The following is a 25,956-nucleotide window of genomic DNA, read 5'->3' on the forward strand; positions in this document are numbered from 1 at the left end:
GTTCACCATGTCCAGCTCGCGGGTGTTCGGCAGCGTCACGCATTCGTACAGCTCCTCCACATAGCGCAGGCGGTCGGCGGGAGTGGGCTGGAAGACGGGCTGGCCGCGCACATGCTGGCGGATCTGGTCAAACATCCACGGATTGCGGATGGCTCCGCGTCCGAGCATGAGTCCGCGCACACCGGTCTGCTCCGTCACCTCGGACGCATCCACGTGGGAGCTGATGTTGCCATTCGCCAGCACGGGGCAGGGGAGGTTGGCGGTCGCGGTGCCGATCAAGTCATAGCGTACGCCGTCGCGATACATCTGCAGCACCGTGCGGCCATGGATGGTGACGAGGTCCACGCCATGCTTGGCAAACAGCGGTACCAGAGCGTCGATCGTTTCCGTGTCGTCAAAACCGAGGCGTGTCTTCACCGTGAACTTGATGGAGATGGCCTCGCGCAGCGCGCCCAGAATGCCCTCGATGCGCGGCACATCGCGCAGCAGGCCGCCGCCTGCGCATTTTTTGTACACGATGGGTGCCGGGCAGCCGAGATTCAGATCCACCGCCGCGATGTTGTAATGCTGGAGTTCCTTGGCGTTGCGCACCAGAGAAGGAATATCATTCCCGATCATCTGCGCGATGGCCGGTTTGCCCGTGGGATTGTGAATCAGCGAGGCGAGAATCGGCTTGTCCAGGTGCGAGTCCGCATGCACGCGGAAGTACTCCGTATAATAGACATCCGCCCCGCCGTAGCGCGCCATCAGCCGCCAGAACTCCAGGTCCGTGACATCCTGCATAGGCGCCAGCGCCAGCAACGGCTCAGGCCGTGCCAGGAGGGCTTCCAGATGTTCGGTGGGATTCACAGCCGTCTCTTAAACACGGATGTCGAAAGGAGTCACGAGCTTTAGATCGCGAGTGCGTTACAGCGCTGCGCGGTACAGCTCCACAAAATCCGCCACGCTGGGCAGGCGTGGATTGAACTGCGCCGTCCACTGCTTGGCTGCCATCTCGGCGAGGTCCTGCAGGTGCTCTTCCTTCACGCCGTAGTCGGCGATGTTGCGGGGCATGCGGGCTTCCCAGAGGAGCTCGCTCACGCGGTCGGCGAGGTCGCCGTCGAAGTAGCTTTTGTAGATGGCGGCGATCTCGGGCTGCTGGGAATTGAAGCGGATCACGTGCGGCATCATCACACCGACGGCTTCGCCATGGACAACGTGAAACTTGGCGGTGAGTGGATTGGCACAGGAGTGCGCGGCACCGAGCATGCTGTTCTCGATGGCGATGCCTGCATACGCGGCACCGAGCTGCATCATGCCGCGTGCTTCCAGGTCCTTTGGATCGCGCAGCACCCGGCTGAAGCCGCTGTGGCAGAGGCGGAAGCCTTCACGGGAGTAAAGGGATGAAAACGCATTCCGCTTGTTGGTGACTGCGGTTTCCAGCGTGTGCGTCAGCGCATCGATGCCGGTGCAGACGGTCACGCGGTGCGGCTGGGAAATGGTGAGTTCGGAGTCGAGGATGGCCACCTTCGCGGCGGCTTTGGGATCGCCGCAGGCCATCTTCACATGTGTCACCGCATCGGAGATCAGCGCAAAACTCTGGCACTCGCTGCCAGTGCCGGAGGTGGTGGGGATGGCGATGATCGGCAGCATCGGCTTCGTGGCCTTGCCCACGCCCCAGTAGTCCTGAATGCGCCCGCCGTTGGTCAGGATGAAGTTGCAGCCCTTGGCCGTGTCCATGCTGCTGCCACCACCGAGGCCGATGATGATGTCCGCCTTGAACTCACGCGCCACGGCCACGCAGGCATCCACATCTTCCGTGCTGGGATTCTCCCGCACGTCTCCAAACACCCGCGCCTGCAGTCCGGCCTCAATAAGGAAGGAGACAGCGCGTGTCACATAGCCCGCCTTCACGATGCCCGGATCACTCACCACCAGCGCCCGCGTGCCGCCGAGTCCACTCGCAAGCTCGCCCACTCGCGCGAGCGTGCCGTTGCCGTAGATGAGACGCGTGCGCGATTGGTAGTCGAAGGGTGCGAGGGACATGAAGCGGGAGAATGTCGGAGGTTATGGCTGTAACTGTAAAGGACTCAGCCAATGCTGGAAGGAACGGCACGCTGTGAGGCTGGCAGGTGCTTTCGGTAGTAAAGTTGACGTTTGCCGTAGCCGTTGATCATCATGCAGATGCCGATGAGGTCGATGACGATGAAGCCAAAGATGCCGCCACAAAACGAGTTGAGCAGCACGTTGGCAACGACAATGATGGCACCCCAGAAGAGCAGCAGGTTTCCCCGCCGAAGCAGCGGCTGATCAAGTGAGGGATCTTTGGGCGGTTGAATGTCCGGGACCAGAACCGGTGCTCCGCATTTCGGACACGTCACCTCCAGGCCGACATCAATCTCGCGAGCTTGAGTGGTGGTCTGACAGCGAGGGCAGGCGAATTGAAACTCCGTTGCCGAAGTTTCACCGATCAATTCGCCAACGGAATACCAGAAGTCCTGCTTTTCATGCCGGACCAGAGCCGTTGCAGGCAATGACTTGGCCGAAACATCACTCTTGATGCGCTCCAGACTGTACGCCCGGGGTTCCGCATTGAAGGATGCTTTGACCAAGTAGCCCATGACAGGTGCGAGTTCGGATCATGCGCAGTCAATCGACCGGCGCTTGTACAGGAACTCGAACATGTTGCCTTCGTGCGGCTGGTCCCAGCTGATCTTCATGGTGCTGATCGGCCCGATGTTCAGGCGGTCGATGTCGCCGCACTCGAGGAGGTCGTTGATGAAGGCGGGGTCCTGCGTGATGGCAGTGACGATGAGGGAGTAGCCGATGCGGCCGAGCACTTCGCTCTGCGGGATTTCCAGCACGCTGGCGTAAGGGCAGAGGAATTCGCGGTTGGCGAGAGGATGCTTGTTGTCCGAGCACCAGATGATGGTGGGGCGCAGGAAGGTGCCGCCTTGGAATTCCACCTTGCGCGGTCCCTCACGGAACTTGGCGGTCATGTCTTCAGCGCCAGGAGTCTGCAGATCGTTGTCGATGGCGCTGTCGATGTAATCAGCCATCTTCACGTTCGCAAAGCCTGCGAGGCGTGCGTTTTCGTCCTCAGGCGTGGTCGGTCCCACAGGGCCCAGGCGCTCGGCCAGGGCGGCGGCGATTTCCTTGCCATACTTCGGCACGATCACGGCAGAGGCGTTGATGCAGGAGCGGCCGCCGTTGTCGCTGATGGAGGCCACCATGACATCGAGGTAGTCCTTCCAGTTTTCGATCTTGTCTTCGCCGATGATGATCTTGCTCCAGCCCGGGCCATGCACCTGCACGGAGGGATTGCCTTCATACATCTTCGCCATCGCCACGTCACCAAAGACGAGATTGCGCCCGCTGAGCTTCACCACTTCGCCGCTGCCTTCGTGGTCGGTCGGGTAGAAGCCGAAGGCCTCTGCCGGTGCGCCTGCAGCGATGAAGGCCTGGATGAGACGGTAAGGTGTCCACGGCTCTTCGCGGCCTGGCTTGATGACCACCGGAATTTTGAGCGCGATGGCGGGCAGCCAGAGGGAATTCACCGCCGGGGAGTTGCTCGGCATCACGAGGCCGAGGGACTTGGTGGTGGGGAAGTAGGAGACAGGGCAGCCGGACTGCGTGCCAAAGCCGCGATCGATGACGCTCAAATCAAGGCCGCGTGTGAGGCCGTTGAGGATCATCTTCATGTTCGTCAGCGCAAAGTGGAGCTTGGCCATGTTGCGCTTCACCATCACGTGCGGCAGGCCGCTGGTGCGGGAAAGCGTGGCGATGTATTCTTCCGGCGTCTGCGTGTGGCCTTTGTCGCCCAGAGGCAGGGTGCCGTTGAGGAAGAGTTCGCCTGCTTTCGCGGTGATTTCGATGAGCTGCTCCACGGTGAACTTCTTCAGCGCGGCGCGTGCTTCGCCGATCTTCGCCAGATCCTTGCGCACGATGCCGGCATTCACCTGGCTGATTTCGGCGCAGACCTCGCCGGTTTTGTGATCTTTGACCTGAGCCTTGTCGAGCGACTCATAGGGGCGGCCTTTGCGGAGGGCAGGAAGATGGGGAATGGACATTGGCGGGTTGTTTTTTGGAAGGTGTGAGGGTTACGAGCGCCGATCACACTGGGCAATGGAAAAACAGGCGCATTTGGCGAACTCTTTCAGAGACATTCATCCCTCCTTCGGCTGCGGACGCAGGCCTTCGGGAATCATCTGGATAAGGGCTTCGCTGAGATTGGAATAATACGGGTAGTCCGGGTGCGGCACGCCATGCTCGCCCACCGGGCGGTAGCGCCACTGCTTGTACATCCACAGCCAGCATTCGGGGTGCTTGCGGATCTCCGCCTCAAACAGGTCCCAGATCCGCTGCGTCACCTCACGTGTGTCGTCCTCCGGCTTGGGTTCAATGGCTTCAAACAGGTGCGCCTCATAGCGTCCGTCGTCCAGAGGACGGCATACCCCGGTGATGATCGAGAGACCGAGGCGCTTCGCCAGCTCCACATGCAGCGTCGGCACGGAGGTCCACAGGCCGTAGCACTGGATCGCCGTCGCGGCCCTGCCGGGAGCGATGCTCAGGTCCGTGAGCAGTCCCGCGTGGCCCTTGCGCTTGAGCGCCTTCATCAGCTTGATCATCGCATTGTCCTGCGAGATGAAAGTGTGCCCGGACTGCTCCCGCAGTCTTCTGAAAAGATGCGTGATGGCCGGGTTCTTGAAATCCTGCGCCACGACGGTGAAGGGGAATCCACGGAATCCCCAGATCTGGCTGACGAGTTCAAAATTACCGTAATGCGGCGTCACCCACACAGCGCCATTTTCACGTGCTCTTTCTTCAGCAGCGGCGTCCGTGATGATGTCGAAATGCGGCTTCCAATTCTCCGCATTGAGCTGGGGGGACCAGAACAGATCCACGAAAGTGCGCGCAAAGACCTGATAGGAGCCGCAGGCGATTTTTGCCCTTTGAGCCGGTGTGTACTGATCGCCAAAAGCGCAGCGCAGATTGTCCAGCGCCGTGGTGCGTCCGCGCGCATCCAGCCAGTAGGCCAGCCTGCCGAGGACGCGTGACAGCACCATGAGCACGTGACGCGGCAGTCGTGGCAGCAGCCATACGGCCAGATCCAGCAGCATGATCTCAAGAGAATATCGGAGCTTCTTCACAAAGGGTATAAGGGGGACGTTTCGTGTTACGACGGCGCAGGCATGCGATCAACCACAAAGCCTTGTCGTGACAGCAACCACATGACGCAGCCATCCAGGCGGCGGGCTCGAAGAAAAATCGAAGCAGCTTCACGTGGCGTTTGTTGTTTGCATAAATTCGCTTTAGGATGACGCATGCCCGCCACCAACCTCAACAACATTCTCAAGCGACTCCTCAAGCAGCCGACGGCCCCGTTTCATGAATACCATGTCCGTGCGGAGATCGAGGCGCTGCTCAAAGACTGTCCGCATGTGAAGTTGAAGCATGACAAGTTTGGCAACCTGCTGGCCACCTACAAGAACGGCAAATCCAAGAGCAAGCCCACCTGGGTGCTCGGTGCGCACATGGATCACCCCGCTTTCATCAAGCCACCCGGCAGCACCAAGCGCGATGAATGGGATTTCCTCGGCGGCGTCGGCCAGTTGGAAGTGGACGCTGGTGTGAAGCGCGGCCTGCGCAAGGCCAAGGGGCAGATCGCCACCTGGAATTTCCCGGTGAACATCACCAACACCCGCATCGAAGCCACCGCCTGTGACGACATCATCGGCTGCGCGGCCATCGTGATGACTTTCCTCGACCTTGCCCGTCTGAACATCCAGACCACCGTGCATGCGGCCTTCACCCGTGCGGAAGAAGTGGGCTGGCTCGGAGCCTGGCACCTCGCGCAAAACTGGCCCTTCGGTACTGACAGCGTTTTCCTTTCCCTCGAAACCAGCCGTCCCGTCAATGGTGCCGTCATGGGCGGCGGTCCGATCCTCCGCGTTGGAGATCGCGTTTCCATTTTCGACAGCGAAGCCATGGCCGTGCTGATGACCACCGCCAAAGAGCAGGGCATTCGAGTGCAGCGCTGCCTGCTGGATGCCGGTGCCTGCGAAGCCACCGCCACCCAGGCCGCAGGTGTCCGCAGCGCGGGCATCTCGATTCCGCTGGGCAACTACCACAATCTCAACGACGCCCGCCAGATCGTTCCTGAGTACGTCATGATGGATGACTTGAAGTCCCTCATCGACCTCCTCAAAGCCCTCGTCGCCACCAAGCACGACGGCATCGGCGAACGCACCATCCGCGAGCGCGTGGAACTCCGCATGATGGAGCACGAAGCACACCTCAAGGCGGGCACGAAGCTGTTTAAGTAAGGGGAGAGCAGGGGCAAGGCGGTGACGCGAAGCGCCATGGAGCGCGGAATTTATTCCGCAGCACTCCGCCAAAGTACCAGGCTCTTAACGACGAACCACCCTATTCAAGCTGAGGATTTTCTTGTCCTCGGCAGTATATAATGTGGTTCCACTGACATCGTGGGAGCGGCGATGCCTGAGGGTAAAGCGGAACCATGGGGGCTTGCGGAGTGCTGCGGAATAAATTCCGCGCTCCGAAGTCGCAATGTATGAAAGCGGCCTCCCAAAGTACTTGTGAGCTTTAGCTCACTCCGGATTCTGGGGGCTGCGAGGCGTTTCCAGAACGAGCTAAAGCTCGTGAGTACTTAATTGACCTCATAGCGACCCTCGCCTTCTTTCGCGCCCCCTATGAGCAGCGAGCAGCGCAAAGCCTTCCCATTCTCTGAGTTTGAACCCAAGTGGCAGGACGTGTGGGAGGCCAGGAAGGCCTTCCGCACTCCGAACCCCGGTGATGCCGACTTCGATGCCTCGAAGCCGAAGTACTTCGTGCTCGACATGTTCCCCTATCCCAGCGGCGCGGGTCTGCACGTCGGGCATCCCGAAGGCTACACCGCCACGGACATCATCGGTCGCTTCAAGAAGATGTCCGGTTTCAACGTGCTGCACCCCATGGGCTGGGATGCCTTCGGCCTGCCTGCCGAACAATACGCCATCAAGACCGGCCAGCATCCGCGTGCCACGACGGAGAAGAACATCGAAGGCTTCCGCGGCCAGCTCAAGCGCCTCGGCTTCGCCTACGACTGGGATCGTGAAGTGAACACCACCGACCCCGGTTACTTCAAATGGACGCAGTGGATCTTCCTGAAGCTGTACAACTCGTATGTCGGTGACGATGGCAAAGCGCATCCCATCGCCGAACTCGAAGGGAAGGGGCTGAGCCGTGCTGAGATCGACTCACGCCGCCTGGCTTACATCAGTGACGCACCAGTGAACTGGTGTCCTGCGCTTGGTACCGTGCTGGCCAATGAAGAGATCGTGGACGGCAAAAGCGAACGCGGCGGATTCCCCGTGGAGCGCCGCCCCATGCGCCAGTGGATGCTGCGCATCACCGCGTATGCCCAGCGTTTGATCGATGAACTCGACGGCCTCGACTGGCCGGAGAGCATCAAGCTGCACCAGCGCAACTGGATCGGTCGCAGCGAAGGTGCCGAGGTGAAATTCAAGGTGGCCGGAAGCGAAGAGACGATCACCGTTTTCACCACGCGCCCGGACACGCTGTTTGGTGCGACGTACATGGTGCTCGCTCCTGAGCATCGTCTGGTGGACGTGCTGGTCTCGGAGGAGCAGGCCACCGCCGTGGAGGAGTATCGTGAGAAAGCCGGTCGCAAGAGCGACATGGAGCGCACCGAGCTTGCCAAGGACAAGTCCGGCGTCTTCACGGGTGCGTATGCCATCAACCCCGTCAACAACGAGCAGATCCCCATCTGGACCGCCGACTACGTGCTCATGGGCTACGGCACCGGCGCCATCATGGCCGTGCCTGCGCATGACGAGCGTGACTTTGAATTCGCGCAGAAGTTTGAACTGCCGGTCAAGCAGGTGGTGCAGCCGCCCGAAGGCAAAGACTGGCAGGGCTTCACCGATCATGGCACCGCCGTGAACTCCGGTTTCCTTGAAGGCCTCTCCACTCCTGAGGCCAAAAAGAAGATCGCCGCCTGGCTCGAAGAAAAAGGCCTGGGCAAAGGCACGGTAAACTTCAAGCTGCGCGACTGGCTCTTCAGCCGTCAGCGTTACTGGGGCGAGCCCTTCCCGATCGTGTGGGAAGACGGCAGCCACCGCAGCATTCCTGAAAGCGAACTTCCGCTGCTGCCGCCGACGCTGGAAGACTTCAAGCCCACCGGCACGCCCGAGCCTCCTCTTTCAAAAGCCACCGACTGGGTGCGCTACTCCGCCACCGCCACGCGTGAACTCAACACCATGCCGCAGTGGGCGGGTTCCTGCTGGTATTACCTGCGCTACTGCGATGCGCAGAACAGCGAGCGCTTCGTCGGCGAAGCGGCTGAGAAGTATTGGATGGGTGGTGGCAAACCCGGCGGCGTGGATCTCTACGTCGGCGGCACCGAGCACGCCGTGCTGCACCTGCTGTATGCCCGCTTCTGGCACAAGGTGCTGTTTGATCTCGGCTACGTCAGCACACCGGAGCCTTTCCAGCGTCTGGTCAATCAAGGCCTCATCCTCGGCGAGAACGGCCAAAAGATGTCCAAGTCCGTCGGCAACGTGGTGAACCCCGATGACGTCGTGAAAGAGTACGGCGCGGATTCGCTGCGCCTGTATGAGATGTTCATGGGCCCGCTGGAGCAGGTGAAACCGTGGAGCATGAAGGGGGTGGAGGGCGTGTACCGCTTCCTCGCCCGCGTGTGGCGTCTCGTCATGGAAGTCAGTGAAGAAGGCGTGTGGAGCGTGTCCCCTGCGCTGCAGGACGTGCCTGCCAACAAGCAGGTCACCAAAGCCCTGCACGAGACCATCAAAAAATGCGGCGAGGACATTGAGAAGCTCAGCTTCAACACCGCCATCAGCCAGATGATGATCTGCACCAAGACCTTCACGGCCGAGGAGGTGATGCCCGCCTCCGCCATCGTCACCTTCCTCAAGGTGCTCAGCCCCTTCGCGCCGCACATCGCGGATGATCTGAATGCCCGCATCGCCAGCAAGTTCCCCACGCTGGCCGTGGAGGGCCTGCTCAGCGACGCCACCTGGCCGAAGTACGATCCCGCCGCCCTCATCGAGGACGAGGTGGAAATCGTCTTCCAGGTCAATGGCAAGCTGCGTGACAAAGCCCGCCTGCCCATTCAGGCCACCAAGGAGGAGATCGAAAAGGTCGCCCTCGCCAGCGCCCGCGTGCAGGAGTTCATGGAAGGCAAGACGCCGAAGAAGATCATCGTCGTACCCGGCAAGCTGGTGAACATCGTGGTGTAAGCCACGCTGTTCAGCGGCAGCCCGGCCTGCTCACTTCTTCAGCTTCGGCTCGCCGACGCCCAGTGCCTTGAGCTCTGTGCGCACAGCGTCCAGATCCTCCGGCGTGACGAAGAGCATGGCGTAAGCACCATTTTCCCGAACGATGAAGGCTGGCTGGCGGCCGAGCTTGATCTCAGTGTTGAGCTGGGTCTCCATCTCCTTTTCATCAATGAACGCCCGCCAGGAGTAGGGGCTCTTGAACTTCAACTTGCTGGAATGGATGGCGCGCCATTGGTTCTGTGTGCTGTCGTACTCGAAGTAAACAAGCTGCTGACCTTTCTTCCACATTTCCTCGTTATAAGCCACGGCAGCCTGGGCGCTCATCCATTTGGAAAAGAGCTTCTCGCGCTCCTTGCCTTTCGAAGACTCGACTTTGGACGGATAGGACACCCTCAATTCGTCTTTGGCCTGGGCCGGGTTCAAGACGACCATAACGAGAGACAAGGCAAACCAGACAGAGTGTGCAGTCGTTTTCATGGCTTCAAGAGCAGGAGACATTCAGACCAGCGCGATCACTTTTTCAGCCTCGGCTCACCAATGCCAAGTGTCGTGAGCTGTGCGCGCACAGCCGTCATGTCCTGTGGTGAGACGAACAGCATGGTGTAGCCGCCGCTGAGGTTACGAACGACGAAGGCGGTCTGGAGGCCGCCCTTAATCTCGCTGTTGAGTTTGTCCTCCATGGCCTGCTCTGTTGCCATATACCAGCGTGAGTAGGGGCCGTTCAGCTTGAGCTTGTTCACAAAAATGGCGCGGGCCTGGGAGATGCTGCCATTATATTCAAAGTAGATGATCTGCTCGCCCTTGGCCCGCTTCTCCTCGACCTGGATGCGCAGGGCGTCGTAGCTCATCCACGGCGTAAAAAGCTTCTCGCGCTCTTTGCCCTTCGATGACTCGACTTTGGATGGGTAGGACAGGCGCACCGTTTCGTCTTTGGCCTGTGCTGGCATCAAGGCGACGATAAGGAGGGAAAAAACAATCCAGGCTAAGTGTGTAGTCGTTTTCATGACATTGACGTCATAGGTTAAAATGCTGATGTCTGTCAAGTATCATGCGTACATCCTTTTCTAAGTGGGTGGTCATGACTCACTTTCCACCAAGCAGACAAACTATGGTGGAATGCGGAAAAGTCCGGCGAAAACTTCATCGTCATGCTGGGCAGGGTGGGAGGATCGTGGTTCGAGTCTGGCCCATTGAAGAGGATGTGGTGAGCTGCCTAGTTTGGTCATGGGGCTGCGAAAGAATTCCATTTCTTATACGTCATATAAAGCTCCTACAAATTGCACCGAACTTAAAAGTTAAGAAGGGTGGTAAAATAAATGAGCCTTTGAGGCCGAATGCTGTCTTACTCAGAGTGAATGGACTGCCTGCACTTTTCCCATGTAACCGCATCAGTCACAAAATCATATTTATAAGTTAACCCATTGGCTGTGAGTTGCTTGCATTCATTCCTGTTCTAGGTTCGAGATTGGAAGAGCAGGGTGGGCGGACTTCGAATCTGGCTTAAATAAAATAAATCAATCCACACTCAAATAAAGCTCGTTCCTCAGGAAACTATAATTACCATAAAGTGACACTATTGCCCCCTCATTCATGTTGATAGCTATTCTTCATTACTCAAAACCTCCCGTCATTGGTGGCGTGGAACGTGTCATTGGCGAGCAGGCCGCCGCGCTGCGCATGCTGGGACATGAGGTGGAAGTCCTCACGCGTGAGGAATGGCACATGGCAGCTTGGGATGCGGTCATCGTTCATAACGTCTTCACCATGCCCTTCGATCTTGCCTGGACGAAGAAGCTTATCGCACTCACACGCTCACGCCCCGACATCCGCTGGATCAACTGGGTGCATGACGTGCGCTGGTGGGATCAAGTGCCGGAGGCCGTGCATGTGGCGGTTTCCGAGTTCCGGCGGCAGGACTACGCGCTGGTGACGGATGAGCCGATCCACGTCATTCCCAATGGCTGTGACTCAGCCGCCATTCTGGGCCTTACTGAACGTGTTCGAGACCTGAAGCTCGAGCACGAGGGTTTGGTACTGCTGCAGCCCACGCGTTTCGTGCGGCGGAAGAACATCGAACTCGGCCTGCGGCTGCTCGCAGAACTGCCTGAGGCCTTGTACATTGTCACGGCGGCTCCTGATCCGCATCAGTCCGATGGAGCGAAGTACTTCCGCGAATTGAAGCAACTGGCCAAAGAACTTGGCGTGACCAAACGCGTACGTTTTCTCGGTGAAAAGGCCCCTTTGACCGACAATGACGTGCGCAGCCTCTACCACATGGCGGATCTGCTGTTTTTGCCCAGTACGCAGGAAGGCTACGGACTTCCTCTGATCGAAGGCGCGATGCATGGTGTGCCCGTGTACTGCTCCTGCATTCCGGCGCATCGGGAGGTGGCGGTGGGAGCCACTTTTTTCAAGCTCACAGCCTCCCCCAAGGCTCTCGCACGCAAGATCAAAAAAGACACCGCCATCCAGATGAGGCAGTCGCAGCGGCAGATGATGGCGCGGCTCGCCTGGTCACGAATTGTACAGGAGATGCTAGAGCCGTTGCTTTCTGGTCGAAAGGCTCCATGAGTGCCTTCAATGAGTCCATATTCCAAGAATGCCGAGATCGAAGCCGTGCTGGCTGCACGACATCAAAATGTGTTCGCGTTCCTCGGGGCGCATGAGGCCGGGGCAGGGAAGCAGGTGGTTCGCACCATGCAGCCCTACGCCAAGGAAGTGGCGGTCATTGTGGGCAATGAACGCGTCGTAGCAGAGAAGCTCCACAAGGATGGCTATTTCGAAGCCGTCACGCCCAAAGGGCTCTACGAGCTCGAAGTGACCCCGTTTGAAGGTGAGACCACCCGTCTCAGCGATCCCTACTCCTTTGGCCTGCTGCTCGGCGATCAGGACATTTACTTTTTCCGCGAAGGCAGCCATCAGCGTCTCTGGGAGGTGCTGGGCGCAAGGCTGAAGACAGTGCATGGCATCGCCGGCTGTCAGTTTGCTGTGTGGGCTCCGAATGCCCAGCGCGTCTCCGTCGTGGGTGACTGGAACCGCTGGGATGGCCGCATGCACGTGATGCGCAACCGCATCGAAGCCGGCATCTGGGAGATCTTCATCCCCGGCATCACCGAGCTGACGCATTACAAGTTTGAGGTGGTGGGTGCCCACGGCCACATGTGCCTGAAGAGCGATCCCTACGCCGTCTTTGCCCAGCATGGCACGCTGACCTCCAGCCTCGTCTTCAACATGGAGCGCTACAGCTGGTCCGACAATGAATGGATGCAGAAGCGGGCGAAGTGCGATCTCTACCACGCCCCCATGAGCGCCTACGAGGTCCACCTCGGGTCCTGGAAGCGCAAGGAAAGCGAGGGCAACCGCTGGCTGTCCTACCGTGAACTCGCGGACGATCTCATCCCGTATGTCAAAAACCTCGGCTTCACGCACATCGAGATCATGGGCATCGCCGAGCATCCCTTTGACGGTTCCTGGGGCTATCAGGTCACCGGTTACTTCGCGCCGACCAGCCGCTTTGGAAACCCGGACGAGTTCCGTGAATTCATTGATCGCTGCCATCAGGCCGGCATCGGCGTCATCCTCGACTGGGTGCCCGGACACTTCCCGAAAGATTCCCACGGCCTCGCCAAGTTCGACGGCACCGCGTTGTATGAACATGCAGACCCACGCCTCGGCGAGCACCAAGACTGGGGCACCCTCATCTTCAATTACGGCCGCCATGAGGTGAAGAACTTCCTCATCTCCAACGCCCTCTACTGGCTGGAGCAGTTCCATATTGACGGTCTTCGTGTAGATGCTGTGGCATCAATGCTTTACCTCGACTATTCACGCAATGCGGGTGAGTGGATCCCCAACCACCTCGGCGGCCGCGAGAACCTGGAGGCCATCGCCTTCATGCGCGAACTGAACTCCGTCTGCTACGCCAAGCACCCCGGTGCCACCATCATCGCCGAAGAAAGCACCGCGTGGCCCGGCGTCTCCAAACCCGTCAGCACCGGCGGCTTGGGTTTCGGCTTCAAATGGAACATGGGCTGGATGAACGACAGCCTGCACTACATGTCTGAGGACCCCGTGCACCGGAAGTATCACCACGGCGAGGCCACCTTCGCCATGATTTACGCCTTCGATGAAAACTTCATCCTCGTGCTCAGCCACGATGAAGTCGTTCACGGCAAAGGCTCCCTCATCAACAAGATGCCCGGCGACCGCTGGCAGAAGTTCGCGAACCTCCGCATGTTCTTCTCCTGGATGTGGACGCACCCTGGCAAAAAACTCCTCTTCATGGGCGGTGAATTCGGCCAATGGAATGAGTGGCGGCATGACAGCAGCCTCGACTGGCACCTCTTCCTTGGTGAGGAGCACAGCGGCCTGCAAAAGCTCGTCAAAGACCTCAACCACCTCTACACCACCCGTCCCGCGCTTTATGCCAAGGACCACGAGCCCGGAGGCTTCCACTGGCTGGACGCCAACGATGCCGACAACAGCATCTTCGCCTTCACGCGCTCCTCGAACGATGGCGACAAAGTAACCGTACTCGTCAATGCCACCCCCGTGACCCGCACAGGCTATCGCGTCGGCGTTGCCGATGCCGGCAGCTACCGCGAACTCCTTAACAGCGATGCCCCGAACTACGCCGGCTCCGGCGTCAGCGCCGGTGCAGGTTTCCAGGCCCAGCCAACACCGTGGCAGGGCCAGCCTTGGAGCATCGTCGTTGATCTGCCGCCCCTCGCAACGCTGGTGCTGGGGAGGTGATGTTCCCGGCGGAGCTGCGATTGTTGCAAAGAGGTGCGAGGTTTGGCGCGTTGGTGTCGTCCCATGAAATTGCTTACCCTCGCTTCCTCTCTCCTCCTTGCCGTTGCGCTCAGCGCGGCTGACGCTCCCAAGTCTGTTTACGATGTGCCGTTGAAAGACATCGATGGCAAAGACACCTCCTTGAAGGCCTATCAGGGCAAGGTGCTCTTGATTGTGAATGTTGCTTCCAAGTGCGGCAACACGCCGCAGTACAAGCAACTCGAAGCGCTCAATCAGGAGTTCAAAAAGGACGGCCTGGCCGTGCTCGGTTTTCCTTGCAACGACTTCGGTGGCCAGGAGCCCGGCACCAATGCCGAGATCAAAGAGTTTTGCTCCCTCAAGTACAAGGTGACCTTCCCGATGTTTGACAAGGTGGCCGTGAAGGGCGCGAACAAGAGCGAGCTCTATCAGGTGCTCAGCGGCCCGACCTCTCCCTTCCCGGGCGATGTGAAGTGGAACTTCGGCAAGTTCCTTGTCGGCAAAGACGGCAAGATCCTCAAGCGCTTCGAGCCCAAGGTGCAGCCAGACTCCCCGGAAGTCACTGCCGCGATCAAAGAAGCCCTGGCTGCGAAGTAAAGCGGAGCTGCTCGGTAGTTCCATTTCTCCAAGCGGCGATGACTCAATGAGTTGTCGCCGCTTTTTATGTAATGAGTCTGATGGGAGGTGTCGCTATACCACGCCCCGATTATGCAGGACGCAGCAAGTGCGCTGGGGGGCGGGGCTTTTGGAAAGGGGGGCATGCGATGAGGCAGCAGCCCAACGAAGGGACGAAGTCTTCCAGAGACGCGCCCAGCGCATCCCTACCGTTCAGAGCAGCGCGTGCCGAAGGGCTGGTAGGGAACCGCTGTGCGGGTCCGAAGTTTCGGGTCTGTGGCGTCGTGGGCATCCAAAAGGTGCGCCATCCTTGGAACTTGGAAAGGCAGGAGATGCATGGCGTTTGCCGCATTCCCCAAACCATCCCCTATGCCGAAGTCGTCTGCGCTTTGACCGGCGGCATAGCCGGAGCATTACCACCCCCAGCAGGCGCAGGATTGCCCGGTGCATTCATGTCCGGACGGGGATGGATCTCAATGCGGACGCCGCCGTTTGCGCCATCCATCATGCGCAGCTTTTCGTGGAACTCCTGCGGCACGGCTTCGCGCTCTTGGTCGTTGTTGATGGGCCAGCTCTGTTCCTGACCGTTTTTCGGACGGGCGATGAAGGTCTTTTTACCGTCTTCGTTCTTGAGGATGTACTCACCGGTATCGTCACGCCGGGTCACATTGGCGGCGGATTGGGACTGGGAGAAATGGAAGCGCTGCAGATCGGTTCCGGGTGGAATGGAGAGGCCGGTTTGTAGCTGATGGCCGCTGCGGCGGTGTCCGCCACCTTCGGGCTGCTGACCATGGCCGGGAAGTTGGAGCATGGGCGCTTGCGGCACGGGGCCTTTGCTGCCGCCCTTTGCCCACTCTTGAATGCGCCCCTGATATTCTCGCAGCTCCTTCTGAAAATTCCGCAGGCGTTCGAACTGCTCATGCAGGGCGTTGTTGTGATTCTGAAAGCCATGCTCGCGCTGCTCACCACCACGGAACTTCTCGCCATTGAAGGGAGCCATACCGTTCGGCGGCATCCCTCCCTTGTGATGCTGATGGTGCTCATGGGCCGCGACCAAGTGCTCGCCCAGCGTGACTGATACTGTAGTTTCATTGCCACCGGTGATGACCTTGAGCTGCACCACATCGCCCTTCTTTTTTGCCCGCACCAGCGCCATGAACTGCTCCATGTTCACGAGCTGCTGATCCTCAAACTTCACCAGCACATCGTATACTTTCAATCCGGCTGTCTTGGCGGGAGAGTCGGGCAGCACTTCATCCACCAGCAGGCCAAAGCCTTCCGGCAGGGAAAACTGCGCCCGCAGCTCCGCTGGCACCTCACGGGTGAGCACACCGATGTAGGCCACCGGTTTCTGCTCCGGCTGGGGCTGGGCATTCGCATGTGAATGCCGATGGCCTGGCTGTGGCAGCGCGGGTGGGTTGTCGGTTTTCACCCCGCCGCTGGCACCGGCCCCTTCCGCAGTGGCCGGTTTCGGGGCTTCCGTTTTCGGCTCCACCTGCTGGGCACACAGCGGTGCAGCGCCGAGGCAGGCGATGAGGAATGTGTGGGGGAGTTTCATGGTCGGGACGGGCTGAGCTGAGGCTGGTTGGAGCCTTGCTTATCTGAAGGAGACGGGCTGCAGGAGCTGCTGCTTGCTGGAGATGTCCACGGTCATCTGTGAGCTGTAGCGGGGATCCACCCACGTTCCGAGCTCGCGGGACACGACGAGAGCCAGCTTGTCATCGTTGAGGCTGCGGCCACGGTGGATGCTGTTGCCATGCTCGTCATCCCATTCACGAATGGTGGCGGGCGCTGCGGCCAGCGATGCTGCACCGCCCTCAGAGCGCTGCGTGGGCAGGTAGCTCATCACGGCGAAGGCGGCGGCGGCACCCATGGCGGCCCAGCCGGCAGACATGAGCCAGCGCGGCTGACGATGCGGTTTCCGGCGGCTGGTGCTGAGCCAGCTCATGTCCAGTTTCAGTTCATCATCCACCCGTTGCACCAGGGCAGGGGAGGCTGCTGCCGGCGCGAGACCGCGCAGCAGGTTTTCGAGTTCTTGTTCGTTGATTTCGTTGTTCATGACATGGCCTCCGTGGTGGGTGAAAAGGGTAGGATGTTGATGGCGGGAGAGGGGGATTCACCGAGAAGATCGGCACGCAGGTGTCCGAGCTTCTTGTGCAGCGCCTGCAGCGCGTAGCGGTAACGACCGGCGATGGTGTTGATCGAGCTGCCGGTCATGGCGGCGATTTCATTGAAGGTGAGGTCGCCCCAGAGCTTCAGCGTGATGACTTCACGCTGATCTTCGGGCAGGGTCTGCAGCGCCTTGTCCACGATGGCGGCGGTCTCTTTCTGTTCGGGCTTGGGGTCAAAAGCGGGCGCGTTTTCCCCTGCCACCGCGATCTCGGACTTCGCCTCCCGGTTCACCCGGCGGTGGTCGGAGCGGCGCTGATCTAGGGCGATGGTGCGGACAGCGGCATAGAGCAGGGGGATGTGGCTGGAGTCCCCCTCGGGAAAGCGCCGCCACCAGCGCACAAAGGCCTGCTGCACAACGTCTTCGGCATCGGCTTTGGAGTCGACCAGTTGGCGCGCATAGAGCACCAGCTGCGGAGCTAGGTGATCAAACGTTTGTTTCCAATCGAAGGCGGATTCCATGCGGGAAGGTACATGTTCAACACATATACGTCCACCCTAACGCCACAAGGTCCGGCTTTTGTATAGCCTTGCTGAAAAATCAAGCTTTGGCCGCTTCACGCCCGGGCGGGCTCTTGCCCCAGATCAGTCCGTAGCCGATGAAAAGGCCCCCGACGATGAACATGAAGGTGGAATAAAACTGCCCCTTCGTCAGGCCCAGAATCATCGCTGATCCGCTGTCCGGCTGGCGCACATACTCCAGCGCGATGCGGGCAATGGCATAGAGGATGAAGAACAAGCCGGCGATGATGCCCTGGCGCAGCCGTGGGAAGCGCAGGCGGATGAAGATCAGGATGGCGCTGAGCAGCAGGCCCTCGCCGAACGCCTCATAAAGCTGGGAGGGGTGGCGCGGGTGCAGGATCTGCTCCAGCTCGGCAAGGCCGCCGCGACGCTGCTCAAAGTAAGCGATGATGTCCTGGCTGTGCTGCAGGCCGTTCACATAAATCTCGTGCATCAGGGCCGGATCCCCCCCTTGTTTCACGAAGTCCTCATGCAGCAGCTCCGTCGGAAATTTCACCGCCCACGGCACCGTGGTCACGTGGCCAAAGAGCTCGCCATTGATGAAATTCGCGATACGCCCCAGAAAGATGCCCAGCGGCGCACCGCACACAATGGAGTCGCCGATGCCCGCCCAGGAGATCTTGTGCTTCCACGCATACCAGCCGCAAAATAGTGTCGTTCCTGCGATGCCGCCGTGGGCGGCCATCCCTCCTTGGTTCAGCAGGAAGAAGGTCCATGGCGCATGGATGAACTCGTCAAAATTGTACAGCAGCATGTAGCCCAGCCGCCCGCCCAGCACGAGGCCGAAGAGCGACACCAGCGTGATGAAGTCCGCCACCGCCTCGGGCTTGATCTCAGACAGCCCTCGCTTCGCCAGAAAGTACATCACCCGGTAGGTGAGGTAGAACCCCAGCACATACGCGAGGCCATACCAATGAACGGCAATCTTGTCCGTGAACTTGATCACAAACGGGCTGAGGTCGTGCAGGTAGTAAGCGAAAATCATGGGGCACAAGGCATGGACGGGAGCGGCGTCCGCACAAGGAACAAAATTCAGCAGTCAGCTCTCCGGCCTACAGGGATCAACTGCTCTTAATTTAAGATGGCTTAACTATTTACTATGCTTAAATAGTTAAGCCTGAGTGGACTGGCCACCTTTTACACGCGCCAATCCTAGTGCAGGAAGTGACGCACGCCGGTGAAACACATGGCCATTTTGTGCTCATCGGCAGCCGCAATGACCTCGGCATCCTTCACGGAGCCGCCGGGTTGGATGGCAGCCGTGGCTCCGGCTTCGGCAGCGGCGATCAGGCCGTCCGGGAAGGGGAACATGGCGTCTGAGGCGACGATGCAGCCCTTGAGGGAAAGTCCGGCTTCCTTGGCCTTCCAGATGGCGATGCGGCAGGAATCCACGCGGCTCATTTGACCGGCGCCGATGGCCAGCGTGCGGTCGCTGGTGGCGAAGACGATGGCGTTGGACTTCACATGCTTCACCACGCGCCAGCCGAAGCGCATGGCTTCGAGCTCGTCGCGGGTCGGCGGGCGGATGGTCTTCACTTTGGATTCCAGATCGTCCAGGCCCAGGGCGCGGGAGTCGCTGTCCATCACCATCACGCCGCCAGGAGCGGAGCGGATCACAGGTTCGGTGAGTGCTTCGGCCACGCCGGGCAGCATCTGGATCAGGCGCAGGTTCTTTTTCTTCTGCAGCAGCGCACGTGCGTCCGCATCGAAATCCGGGGCGATGATCACATCGGTAAAAATCTCCGAGATGATGCGGGCCAGGCCCAGCGTCATGCTGCGGTTCACCACGATGACACCGCCAAACGGGGCCTGCTTGTCCGTTTCAAATGCCTTCTGCCAAGCCTCGCGCAGATCTTCATCCGCGCAGCCCACGCCGCAGGGATTCGTGTGCTTGAGGATGGCCACGGTGGGGCGGCGGAATTCCAGGGCGATCTCTGCCGCAGCGTGGATGTCCAGCACGTTGGTGTAGCTGAGGTCCTTGCCGTGCAGCTTCACGAAGTAGTCGCCGAAGTTGCCGTAAAGAGAGGTCTTCTGGTGCGGGTTGTCGCCGTAGCGCAGCTCTGCGTAGAGAGGCAGGCTGAGGTTGAAGGTCTTCTGCGTGGTCTGCTCCTTGTTCAGGTAGGCGGCGATGGCGGAATCGTAGGCGCCGGTGCGCTGAAACACCTTGCAGGCCAGACGCTCGCGGGTGCCCAGAGTGGTGTCTCCGGCGTGCTCCTTCATCTCTTCCAGCACGACGCTGTAATCGGCGGGATCGGTGATCACAGTCACCCAGCGGTGGTTCTTCGCCGCGCTGCGCAGCATGGACGGGCCGCCGATGTCGATGTTCTCGATGGCTTCTTCCAGCGTCACGTCCTTCTTGGCGATGGTCTGCTCAAAAGGGTAGAGATTCACCACCACGAGGTCGATGCACGGAATGTCGTGCTTTTGGGCGTTCTTCTTGTCCTCCTCATTGTCACGGCGCTGCAGCAGGCCGCCGTGGACCTTCGGGTGCAGCGTCTTCACGCGGCCGTCAAACATCTCCGGAAAGCCGGTGTGGTCGGACACATCCGTGACCGTCAGGCCGCCTTCCTTGAGGTGCTTGGACGTGCCCCCGGTGGAAAGCAGCTCCACCCCGAGCGCCGCCAAACCTTTGGCGAATTCGAGGAGACCGGATTTATCAGAAACAGAAAGCAGGGCGCGGGCGATGGGCATGTGTGTCTTGGGAGGAAGTTCGGGGGCGCGGAGTAAAGGGAGAATTATGGGGGTGCCAAGCGCATTTCACGAGCCAATTTTGTGCCCAGGTCAAAGCGGTTTTCGATTCAACCCTGCGAAACTTGGAGGTATGAGCTTTACACCGCAGAGTTGGAAACGCCGCAGAGTTTTTCAGAAGCAAATCTCTGCGGCGTTCCAGTCTCTGCGGTGTAAAAATCCGTCATTTATTAGCCCCCTCAAGGCCCCGTCTTCGGCACAAACGGTGGGTAAAACTTCCGCGCTCCAAACTCCACGTAGCGGTTCTCGCCGCTCTTCAAATAGACGGGCAGGGGGCCCTTCTCGCTGGCACCCTCCGGCTGGTAGATGAAGTGCCGCCCCGTCGCGTCCAGCCCCTGTTTCATCATCGTCCCATCATCCCGTTCCACTGCCTCCTCCACCCGGCGAAACAGCCCCTCGTCCTTCCCGGCAAAGCGCAGGTTGGGCTCGTAGCGATCATCCTTGCCCAGCGCGGTGTAGTACCGCGTGTCTCCCAGCGCCGTGGGGTATTCCGCCCACTCATAGTCCGCCGGATGCAGGTGGATGCGCCACGAAAGAATCACGAGCGACGTGAGCAGCACCGCCCAGCCCAGCAGCAGCCGGCCGGGTGTGTCGCGGATTTCATTGGCAGCCATGGGAAGGAGCAATGAAAGCGGGAGAAGGGGGATCCTTAAAGTAAAAAGTCAAAGGGGCGAAATGCGTGGGACCTAGTTGGCGGCCAGGCTTCCAGCCTCAGTTATCCGTGAAAATCTGTGTGATCAGTGGTTAGAAACTCCGGTTCAACTCCGGTTTTAAACCACGGATTTCACGACCAGCACGGATCAATCCAACAGATTCAGCCTCAGGTATCCGTGAAAATCCGTGTGATCCGTGGTTATCAATCCGGCCCAAATCCCGCCATCAAAAATGAAGATTGCATTGTCATCCCCGCGCCCTTCGGCTTCGATGCAGCCCCTATGAGCAAAAAATGGCGCATCGCCGGCATCAATTTCGATCACTTCCACATGGGCGACCTCCTGCGCCAGACCTCCGAGCATCCGAACGCGGAGATCGTCGGCATCTGCGATGAGCAGCCCGCACGCCTCGTGGACGCCCAGCGCAATTTCAGCCTCTCCGACGCCCAGGTCTTCACCGACTACCGCGCCTGCATGGAGCAGACCAAGCCCGACATCGTCATCCTCTGTCCCGCCGCCTCGAATCACGGCGACTGGGTGACCAAGATCGCCCCGTTCGGCACCCACATCATCATGGAGAAACCCTTCGCCGGATCGCTGGCCGAGGCCGATGCCATGATCGCCGCCATGCAGCCGCACGGCAAGCTCCTCACCGTCAACTGGCCGCTCGTCTGGGATGCCGGCCAGCAGACCGCCCACCGGCTCATCCAGGAAGGCCTCATCGGCGAAGTTCGCGAATTCCACCACCACGGCGGCAATCGCGGCCCGCTCTACCACGGCGCCGACAAGATCGAAAAAGAACCCAGCGCCGCCGAAAAAGCCGCGAGCTGGTTCTACAGCAAGGCGCAGGGCGGGGGCTCCTTGCTCGACTACATGGGCTACGGCACCACCCTCGGCACCTGGCACCTCGGTGGCCGGGCTCCGCTGGAAGTCACCGGCGTCTGGGACGAACCCGCCGGGCTGGAGGTGGACGAGCACGCCGTCGCCATCATCCGCTACAGCTTCGGCCTCAGCAAAAGCGAAACCCGCTGGGGCACCTTCACCGATCCCTGGACCCACCAGCCCCAGCCCAAGTGCGGCTTCGTCCTCAAAGGCACCTACGGCACCATCTCGTGCTACGACTACGAACCCACCGTCCGCGTCCAAACCCGCGCCCGCCCGGAAGGCTACAAGATTCCGGTCGATCCCGTCCAAGCCCCGAACCGCAATCCCGTCGAGCACGTCATCCACCACCTCGAAACCGGCGCGCCCCTCATCGGCCCGCTCCGCCTCGACATCTCCCGCATCGGCCAGCAGATCGTCGATACCGCCTTCCAGAGCGCCCAAGAGAAACGGACGCTGAAGTTGGTGGGGTAGGTCGGTGTTCAGGAGGCTTCTTTTCTGGCACAGGCCAGTTTCAGAGCCTCCAAACGACCCGGTTATTAACTACCAACAATCAATGTAATGTAAAGTATTAGCAGTCGTAAACTTTGATAGTTGGCAGTTGAAACCCTGAGCTCTCGTGGATTAATGAACCTGCTGATTCTTAGAACCTTTCAGCCCCGTCTATTGGCGTAAAAACCTATTAGGCACGCCCGCCGAGGTCTCTTACTCTCTGCGGTTTTTTTAACATACTTTTTATCGCCTGTGAAATTTCCTGACATTGAATTGGTTGCCGCAAATTTGAGGACAAAATGCAGTGGCGTTGCTTGTCCCATGTGTGGCAATGTTGAATTCGGCCTTTTCCCTGAGTTCACTTTTGCCACTATGAGGGCTGCTGGACAGACGGGGCCTTTTAATTTAGTCCCCTGCGCGACAACTATGTGTCAGAACTGCGGGTTTTTAGCTATGCATTCCGTCGCAAAGCTCTGTAGCAAACCTGAGGGGGGTAACCCTGAGCCTGCTGGGATTTCGAAGGAAAGTTGAACCCCAACATTCATGGCTAGAAATCCTTCCCGCTCGAACGCTGCGCCACTCGTGTTATTACGAGAGGATGAAGTAAGTCAGCTCTTGCTGACTAAGGGTAGTGATAGCTACGGAATTTTATCGAAACATCACTGCCGATCTGTTTTGGCTAGCTTTATGGAGTCTCTTAGCCCGGCTGGAGCTGACTGGATAACGCCTTCCACCCAACTAGTCTCCCTCATAGTTTTTTTGGTGTCTGCTGATATCAAGCCCACTGTATGGGGTGGACCCATCGCGTGGAAGAATGGGATTTTCCTAATTATGGGCGCTCTTGTTCTCTGGCTTATAGCTTCTCTCAGGAAGAGGTGGAAATGCAGATGTCCAATGAAGGTGGATGATGCTTTGAATGATCTTTTCAAGGAGGCAAACCTACTAACACGAAACAAGAGTGGGAACGCTGGATTGATGGTCTTGAAAAAGAAAGACCTTGATGAGCTGTATATGTGAGGAAAAAATGCCGGCCATTTTACATTGAAAAAGATGCTAGGCATTTAGTGTGCATGCCTATTATGTATTCATCTGCTATTCAGTAAGTTATGACCTCATTTACGCAGACCTCACTTGGCGCGTGAACTGGGAGCATGAAGTGATCAAGCCTGCGTGAGTCGGCGGGCCACTGTCAGGTAGAGCTACGACGGAGGCAGGGCTTTGTCCGATGACCCCTGCCTGCCACGAAGTCCCCTTCTCGGCTCCCCGGCCAAGGACACCGGGACGCTGGCTGGAAAAGTTGCCGAGTTGCCATCCCTAGAGGTCGAAACTCGGCAACTTTTGGGCTGCAGCCAGACGGAAAAAATGCCAGGCATTTGGTGCATTGACTTTACTGACACTACAGCTTTTCGGAGCGCCTTAAATAATCAGGCTTGTTTAAAACCTGTTGACAAAGACGCGTCACTGACCCGAGCAGCTTAGAACTCGGACTTCCGAGTCTTACACATAAACTGCAAAACCAATGAAACTAAACTCGCTCCCCGATAAGAATTCAGAAATTAAAGACGCATTTTTTGAGGTCATGGAAACTGGCAGCCTAAGTGGATATGGATTCCGAGATAATGGCTCGTTCCGTAAGCGCGTATTGAAATTGCCCGACAAAGTCGGTGAAATTGGGGATATCCTGCATTTAAGAGTGATTACGCCATCCGCACCGTGTGTAGGATCCACCTCACTGCATATCTATGGACCCGATAAGTCCGCTGAATTGTTTTACGCGATTCATTTTGAAGGGGCCAACCCGTTTTGGCCGACAACTCACGAAAACCTAGAGTTCTGCGAGGTTCCTAATAGGACGGTCGAAGAATGAGCGAAAAAGATGCCAGGCATTTAGTGCGCATGCTTGTGATGTATTCATCTGTAATTCAGTAGGTTGCGGCATCCATTAGGCATGCTTCACTTGGCGCGTGAACTGCGCGCAGTAAGTGATCAGGCCTGCGAGTCGGCAGGCCACCGTCGGGTATAGCTACGACGGTGGCAGGGCTTTGACCGATGGCCCCCTGCTCTACCACGAAGCCCCCTTCCCAGCTCCCCGGCCAAGGCCGCCGGGACATCCTACGAAATGGCTCACGCAGCGTGCGTATGAGGCTCATTCGGAAGCCATTCTGGAAAAGGATCGGGCAGTTGCATCCAGGCATCGGGGCCTTGGTCGAATTCGGCTGCGGTGAGCAGTGCGGCGTCGAATTGGGTCATGAGGCCGGCTTGGTTCATGTCGCGACCGATGATGACAATTTCCTGGCGGCGGTCGCCATAGAGGGCGTCGATGTGATGGCGGATTTCTGCGCGGGATTTCTCGTCTTGGGGCCATTCGGACTCGCTGACGGCACTCCAGAAGAAGCCAAAGGCGCGGGTGTCACGCAGGACGCCGGCCTGGGAGAGATAACCGGCGATTTCCATGCGCGTGGCCAGCCAGAACATGCCCTTGGCGCGGATCACGCCTTCCCAGGTGGCGTTGAGCAGTTCCTGGAGTCGCTGCGGATGAAAAGGACGCCGTGCGCGAAACACGAAGCTGCTGATGCCATACTCCTCGGTCTCGGGTGTATGACCCTTGAGGGAGTCCAGCCAGCCTTCAGCTTGCTCAGACTCCGCTTGTTCGTAGAGGCCGGTGTTTAGCACCGCGCTCAGAGGCACTTCCGACTGGCGTGTTTCATGGACTTTCGCTTTCGGATTCAGAGCTTGGATGACTCCGCGAATGTCCTTCAGTTCCTCAGCGTTCACGGCGTCTGTCTTGTTGATGAGGATGACGTTGGCAAACTCGATCTGATCAGTCAACAGATGCACGATGGTGCGGCCATCTTCCTCTGACACCTGCTGTCCACGATCTCTGAGTTCATCCGTGCCGTAGTAGTCGTTGAGAAAGTTCCGCGCATCGACCACGGTGACCATGGTGTCGAGCTGTGCGAGGTCGCCGAGACTGCGACCAGACTCGTCAGTGAAGGAGAAGGTTTCGGCCACTGGCATCGGTTCAGAGACTCCTGTGGACTCGATGAGCAGAGCGTCGAAGCGGCCTTCGCGAGCCAGTTTTGAGACTTCCTTGAGCAGATCTTCACGCAGCGTGCAGCAGATGCAGCCATTGCTCATCTCCACCATTTTCTCCTCGGTGCGGGAGAGCTGGGCATCGCCTGCCTTCACAAGCTGGGCATCCACATTGACCTCGCTCATGTCATTGACGATGACGGCAACTCTGCGTCCCTCGCGGTTTCGCAGGATGTGATTGAGCAAGGTGGTTTTCCCAGCTCCGAGGAAGCCGGAGAGGACGGTGACAGGGAGCTTCGGTGTCATTATTTGCATCAGTGGGTGAAGTTGAATAACGCAAATATATTGCATTATAAACCAAATTAACGCAACTAATATGCATTATCAAATGGGCTAGTCGGTCGCTGCTGGTGACCCCATTCCAGTTCATTTTTGGAATCACTGCTCTGCACATGCCCGCCATGGGGCCAAAAGGGTGTTGGCAGCCGGTTGAAGAACTCCCCCTTGGAGTCTCTGTGGGCGATGGCATCTGGCTGACAGGAGAGGGATCGTCCCGATCCCTCACGCTCCCGCAACACCCAGCGGGCTCTGGTTTGGTATCATGATACCGATTTGATACCACGGTGATGCTTGATGCCATTTCATCACATAAGGTGGCTGGAGGAAGGTCCCCCTGCCCCTTGGGCGGGCCCGTAGGGTCACAGGGTCAAACCGGGGTCAAAATGGATTTTGACCCTCAGGGTCACAGGTTCACAGGGTCACGACCTATATAT

Annotated in this window: 22 protein-coding genes; 8 read left to right on the forward strand and 14 right to left on the reverse strand. The window is 58.8% G+C overall.

Translation table 11 applies throughout. The annotated features are described in order from the left end of the window. From WAW39_RS20395 to WAW39_RS20415, 5 genes are all read right to left on the reverse strand, one after another. Positions 1 to 849: tRNA-dihydrouridine synthase family protein (locus WAW39_RS20395; RefSeq protein WP_422321006.1), on the reverse strand; the 849-nt coding region annotated here is incomplete at its 3' end. Between the two features lie 57 nt (positions 850 to 906). Next, positions 907 to 2,025: an iron-containing alcohol dehydrogenase gene (locus WAW39_RS20400; RefSeq protein ID WP_422321007.1), complete on the reverse strand. Its 1,119-nt coding sequence runs from the start codon at positions 2,023 to 2,025 to the stop codon at positions 907 to 909. Positions 2,026 to 2,069: 44 nt separating this feature from the next. Next, on the reverse strand, positions 2,070 to 2,600 hold the full coding sequence (locus tag WAW39_RS20405) for a hypothetical protein (RefSeq protein WP_422321008.1): 531 nt from the start codon (positions 2,598 to 2,600) through the stop codon (positions 2,070 to 2,072). An 18-nt stretch (positions 2,601 to 2,618) separates the two neighbouring features. After that, positions 2,619 to 4,049 (reverse strand): aldehyde dehydrogenase family protein, encoded by a 1,431-nt coding sequence (locus WAW39_RS20410; RefSeq protein ID WP_422321009.1) that lies wholly within the window; start codon positions 4,047 to 4,049, stop codon positions 2,619 to 2,621. A gap of 96 nt (positions 4,050 to 4,145) precedes the next feature. After that, positions 4,146 to 5,129 (reverse strand): lysophospholipid acyltransferase family protein, encoded by a 984-nt coding sequence (locus WAW39_RS20415; RefSeq protein ID WP_422321010.1) that lies wholly within the window; start codon positions 5,127 to 5,129, stop codon positions 4,146 to 4,148. A 174-nt stretch (positions 5,130 to 5,303) separates the two neighbouring features. Between WAW39_RS20415 and WAW39_RS20420 the strand changes: the two genes are divergently transcribed. Together WAW39_RS20420 and leuS are read left to right on the forward strand one after the other, a co-directional pair. Further along, positions 5,304 to 6,305: a M20/M25/M40 family metallo-hydrolase gene (locus WAW39_RS20420; protein ID WP_422321011.1), complete on the forward strand. Its 1,002-nt coding sequence runs from the start codon at positions 5,304 to 5,306 to the stop codon at positions 6,303 to 6,305. A 387-nt stretch (positions 6,306 to 6,692) separates the two neighbouring features. Further along, positions 6,693 to 9,260, forward strand: coding sequence for a leucine--tRNA ligase (leuS, locus tag WAW39_RS20425; RefSeq protein WP_422321012.1), 2,568 nt, complete (start codon positions 6,693 to 6,695; stop codon positions 9,258 to 9,260). 30 nt (positions 9,261 to 9,290) lie between these two features. Here the strand turns inward: leuS and WAW39_RS20430 are convergent, their stop codons facing one another. Together WAW39_RS20430 and WAW39_RS20435 are read right to left on the reverse strand one after the other, a co-directional pair. Continuing rightward, a complete protein-coding gene (locus tag WAW39_RS20430; RefSeq protein WP_422321013.1) occupies positions 9,291 to 9,776 on the reverse strand; it encodes a hypothetical protein in 486 nt (161 codons plus the stop codon). A 35-nt stretch (positions 9,777 to 9,811) separates the two neighbouring features. Next, positions 9,812 to 10,303 (reverse strand): hypothetical protein, encoded by a 492-nt coding sequence (locus tag WAW39_RS20435; RefSeq protein ID WP_422321014.1) that lies wholly within the window; start codon positions 10,301 to 10,303, stop codon positions 9,812 to 9,814. A gap of 586 nt (positions 10,304 to 10,889) precedes the next feature. Between WAW39_RS20435 and WAW39_RS20440 the strand changes: the two genes are divergently transcribed. The 3 genes from WAW39_RS20440 to WAW39_RS20450 all read left to right on the forward strand — a co-directional run bounded on the left by WAW39_RS20440 (position 10,890) and on the right by WAW39_RS20450 (position 14,666). Then, positions 10,890 to 11,870: a glycosyltransferase family 4 protein gene (locus WAW39_RS20440; protein WP_422321015.1), complete on the forward strand. Its 981-nt coding sequence runs from the start codon at positions 10,890 to 10,892 to the stop codon at positions 11,868 to 11,870. A gap of 9 nt (positions 11,871 to 11,879) precedes the next feature. Next, on the forward strand, positions 11,880 to 14,051 hold the full coding sequence (gene glgB / locus WAW39_RS20445; RefSeq protein ID WP_422321016.1) for a 1,4-alpha-glucan branching protein GlgB: 2,172 nt from the start codon (positions 11,880 to 11,882) through the stop codon (positions 14,049 to 14,051). 63 nt (positions 14,052 to 14,114) lie between these two features. After that, positions 14,115 to 14,666 carry a glutathione peroxidase gene (locus tag WAW39_RS20450; RefSeq protein WP_422321017.1) on the forward strand — a complete coding sequence of 184 codons (552 nt, stop codon included), beginning with the start codon at positions 14,115 to 14,117 and terminating at the stop codon, positions 14,664 to 14,666. 385 nt (positions 14,667 to 15,051) lie between these two features. On the opposite strand, the gene WAW39_RS20455 is transcribed toward WAW39_RS20450, so the two are convergent. From WAW39_RS20455 to WAW39_RS20480, 6 genes are all read right to left on the reverse strand, one after another. Continuing rightward, a complete protein-coding gene (locus tag WAW39_RS20455; RefSeq protein ID WP_422321018.1) occupies positions 15,052 to 16,242 on the reverse strand; it encodes a S1C family serine protease in 1,191 nt (396 codons plus the stop codon). A 39-nt stretch (positions 16,243 to 16,281) separates the two neighbouring features. Beyond that, complete coding sequence (locus WAW39_RS20460) at positions 16,282 to 16,743, reverse strand: hypothetical protein (RefSeq protein ID WP_422321019.1); 462 nt, start codon at positions 16,741 to 16,743, stop codon at positions 16,282 to 16,284. Next, positions 16,740 to 17,315, reverse strand: coding sequence for an RNA polymerase sigma factor (locus tag WAW39_RS20465; protein ID WP_422321020.1), 576 nt, complete (start codon positions 17,313 to 17,315; stop codon positions 16,740 to 16,742). The genes WAW39_RS20460 and WAW39_RS20465 overlap by 4 nt, the downstream gene beginning before the upstream one ends. Positions 17,316 to 17,394: 79 nt before the next feature. Next, complete coding sequence (gene lgt / locus WAW39_RS20470) at positions 17,395 to 18,360, reverse strand: prolipoprotein diacylglyceryl transferase (RefSeq protein ID WP_422321021.1); 966 nt, start codon at positions 18,358 to 18,360, stop codon at positions 17,395 to 17,397. A gap of 167 nt (positions 18,361 to 18,527) precedes the next feature. Then, positions 18,528 to 20,066 (reverse strand): bifunctional phosphoribosylaminoimidazolecarboxamide formyltransferase/IMP cyclohydrolase, encoded by a 1,539-nt coding sequence (gene purH / locus WAW39_RS20475; RefSeq protein WP_422321022.1) that lies wholly within the window; start codon positions 20,064 to 20,066, stop codon positions 18,528 to 18,530. Between the two features lie 236 nt (positions 20,067 to 20,302). After that, on the reverse strand, positions 20,303 to 20,737 hold the full coding sequence (locus tag WAW39_RS20480) for a hypothetical protein (protein WP_422321023.1): 435 nt from the start codon (positions 20,735 to 20,737) through the stop codon (positions 20,303 to 20,305). 321 nt (positions 20,738 to 21,058) lie between these two features. Here WAW39_RS20480 and WAW39_RS20485 point away from each other — a divergent pair, with 321 nt between their 5' ends. The 3 genes from WAW39_RS20485 (at position 21,059) to WAW39_RS20495 (ending at position 24,017) form a co-directional block, all read left to right on the forward strand. Further along, complete coding sequence (locus WAW39_RS20485; protein WP_422321027.1) at positions 21,059 to 22,132, forward strand: Gfo/Idh/MocA family protein; 1,074 nt, start codon at positions 21,059 to 21,061, stop codon at positions 22,130 to 22,132. Between the two features lie 705 nt (positions 22,133 to 22,837). Beyond that, on the forward strand, positions 22,838 to 23,167 hold the full coding sequence (locus tag WAW39_RS20490; RefSeq protein ID WP_422321024.1) for a hypothetical protein: 330 nt from the start codon (positions 22,838 to 22,840) through the stop codon (positions 23,165 to 23,167). Between the two features lie 502 nt (positions 23,168 to 23,669). Continuing rightward, positions 23,670 to 24,017, forward strand: a complete 348-nt coding sequence (locus WAW39_RS20495; protein ID WP_422321025.1) for a hypothetical protein — start codon at positions 23,670 to 23,672, stop codon at positions 24,015 to 24,017. 257 nt (positions 24,018 to 24,274) lie between these two features. Here the strand turns inward: WAW39_RS20495 and zigA are convergent, their stop codons facing one another. Continuing rightward, positions 24,275 to 25,498, reverse strand: a complete 1,224-nt coding sequence (gene zigA, locus WAW39_RS20500) for a zinc metallochaperone GTPase ZigA (RefSeq protein ID WP_422321026.1) — start codon at positions 25,496 to 25,498, stop codon at positions 24,275 to 24,277. Positions 25,499 to 25,956: the final 458 nt, after the last annotated feature.

The organism is Prosthecobacter sp., assembly GCF_049294395.1.
Classification (GTDB): domain Bacteria; phylum Verrucomicrobiota; class Verrucomicrobiia; order Verrucomicrobiales; family Verrucomicrobiaceae; genus Prosthecobacter.

Bases quoted from the DNA above. Each gene is read 5' to 3' on its own strand.
- WAW39_RS20495 (WP_422321025.1), top strand. From the start codon at position 23,670: ATGAAACTAAACTCGCTCCCCGATAAGAATTCAGAAATTAAAGACGCA.
- glgB (WP_422321016.1), top strand. From the start codon at position 11,880: ATGAGTCCATATTCCAAGAATGCCGAGATCGAAGCCGTGCTGGCTGCA.
- WAW39_RS20405 (WP_422321008.1), bottom strand. From the start codon at position 2,600: ATGGGCTACTTGGTCAAAGCATCCTTCAATGCGGAACCCCGGGCGTAC.
- WAW39_RS20485 (WP_422321027.1), top strand. From the start codon at position 21,059: ATGAGCAAAAAATGGCGCATCGCCGGCATCAATTTCGATCACTTCCAC.
- WAW39_RS20440 (WP_422321015.1), top strand. From the start codon at position 10,890: ATGTTGATAGCTATTCTTCATTACTCAAAACCTCCCGTCATTGGTGGC.
- zigA (WP_422321026.1), bottom strand. From the start codon at position 25,498: ATGCAAATAATGACACCGAAGCTCCCTGTCACCGTCCTCTCCGGCTTC.
- purH (WP_422321022.1), bottom strand. From the start codon at position 20,066: ATGCCCATCGCCCGCGCCCTGCTTTCTGTTTCTGATAAATCCGGTCTC.
- WAW39_RS20450 (WP_422321017.1), top strand. From the start codon at position 14,115: ATGAAATTGCTTACCCTCGCTTCCTCTCTCCTCCTTGCCGTTGCGCTC.
- WAW39_RS20480 (WP_422321023.1), bottom strand. From the start codon at position 20,737: ATGGCTGCCAATGAAATCCGCGACACACCCGGCCGGCTGCTGCTGGGC.
- WAW39_RS20410 (WP_422321009.1), bottom strand. From the start codon at position 4,049: ATGTCCATTCCCCATCTTCCTGCCCTCCGCAAAGGCCGCCCCTATGAG.
- WAW39_RS20490 (WP_422321024.1), top strand. From the start codon at position 22,838: ATGGAGTCTCTTAGCCCGGCTGGAGCTGACTGGATAACGCCTTCCACC.
- lgt (WP_422321021.1), bottom strand. From the start codon at position 18,360: ATGATTTTCGCTTACTACCTGCACGACCTCAGCCCGTTTGTGATCAAG.
- WAW39_RS20465 (WP_422321020.1), bottom strand. From the start codon at position 17,315: ATGGAATCCGCCTTCGATTGGAAACAAACGTTTGATCACCTAGCTCCG.
- WAW39_RS20400 (WP_422321007.1), bottom strand. From the start codon at position 2,025: ATGTCCCTCGCACCCTTCGACTACCAATCGCGCACGCGTCTCATCTAC.
- WAW39_RS20430 (WP_422321013.1), bottom strand. From the start codon at position 9,776: ATGAAAACGACTGCACACTCTGTCTGGTTTGCCTTGTCTCTCGTTATG.
- WAW39_RS20420 (WP_422321011.1), top strand. From the start codon at position 5,304: ATGCCCGCCACCAACCTCAACAACATTCTCAAGCGACTCCTCAAGCAG.
- WAW39_RS20460 (WP_422321019.1), bottom strand. From the start codon at position 16,743: ATGAACAACGAAATCAACGAACAAGAACTCGAAAACCTGCTGCGCGGT.
- WAW39_RS20435 (WP_422321014.1), bottom strand. From the start codon at position 10,303: ATGAAAACGACTACACACTTAGCCTGGATTGTTTTTTCCCTCCTTATC.
- WAW39_RS20455 (WP_422321018.1), bottom strand. From the start codon at position 16,242: ATGAAACTCCCCCACACATTCCTCATCGCCTGCCTCGGCGCTGCACCG.
- leuS (WP_422321012.1), top strand. From the start codon at position 6,693: ATGAGCAGCGAGCAGCGCAAAGCCTTCCCATTCTCTGAGTTTGAACCC.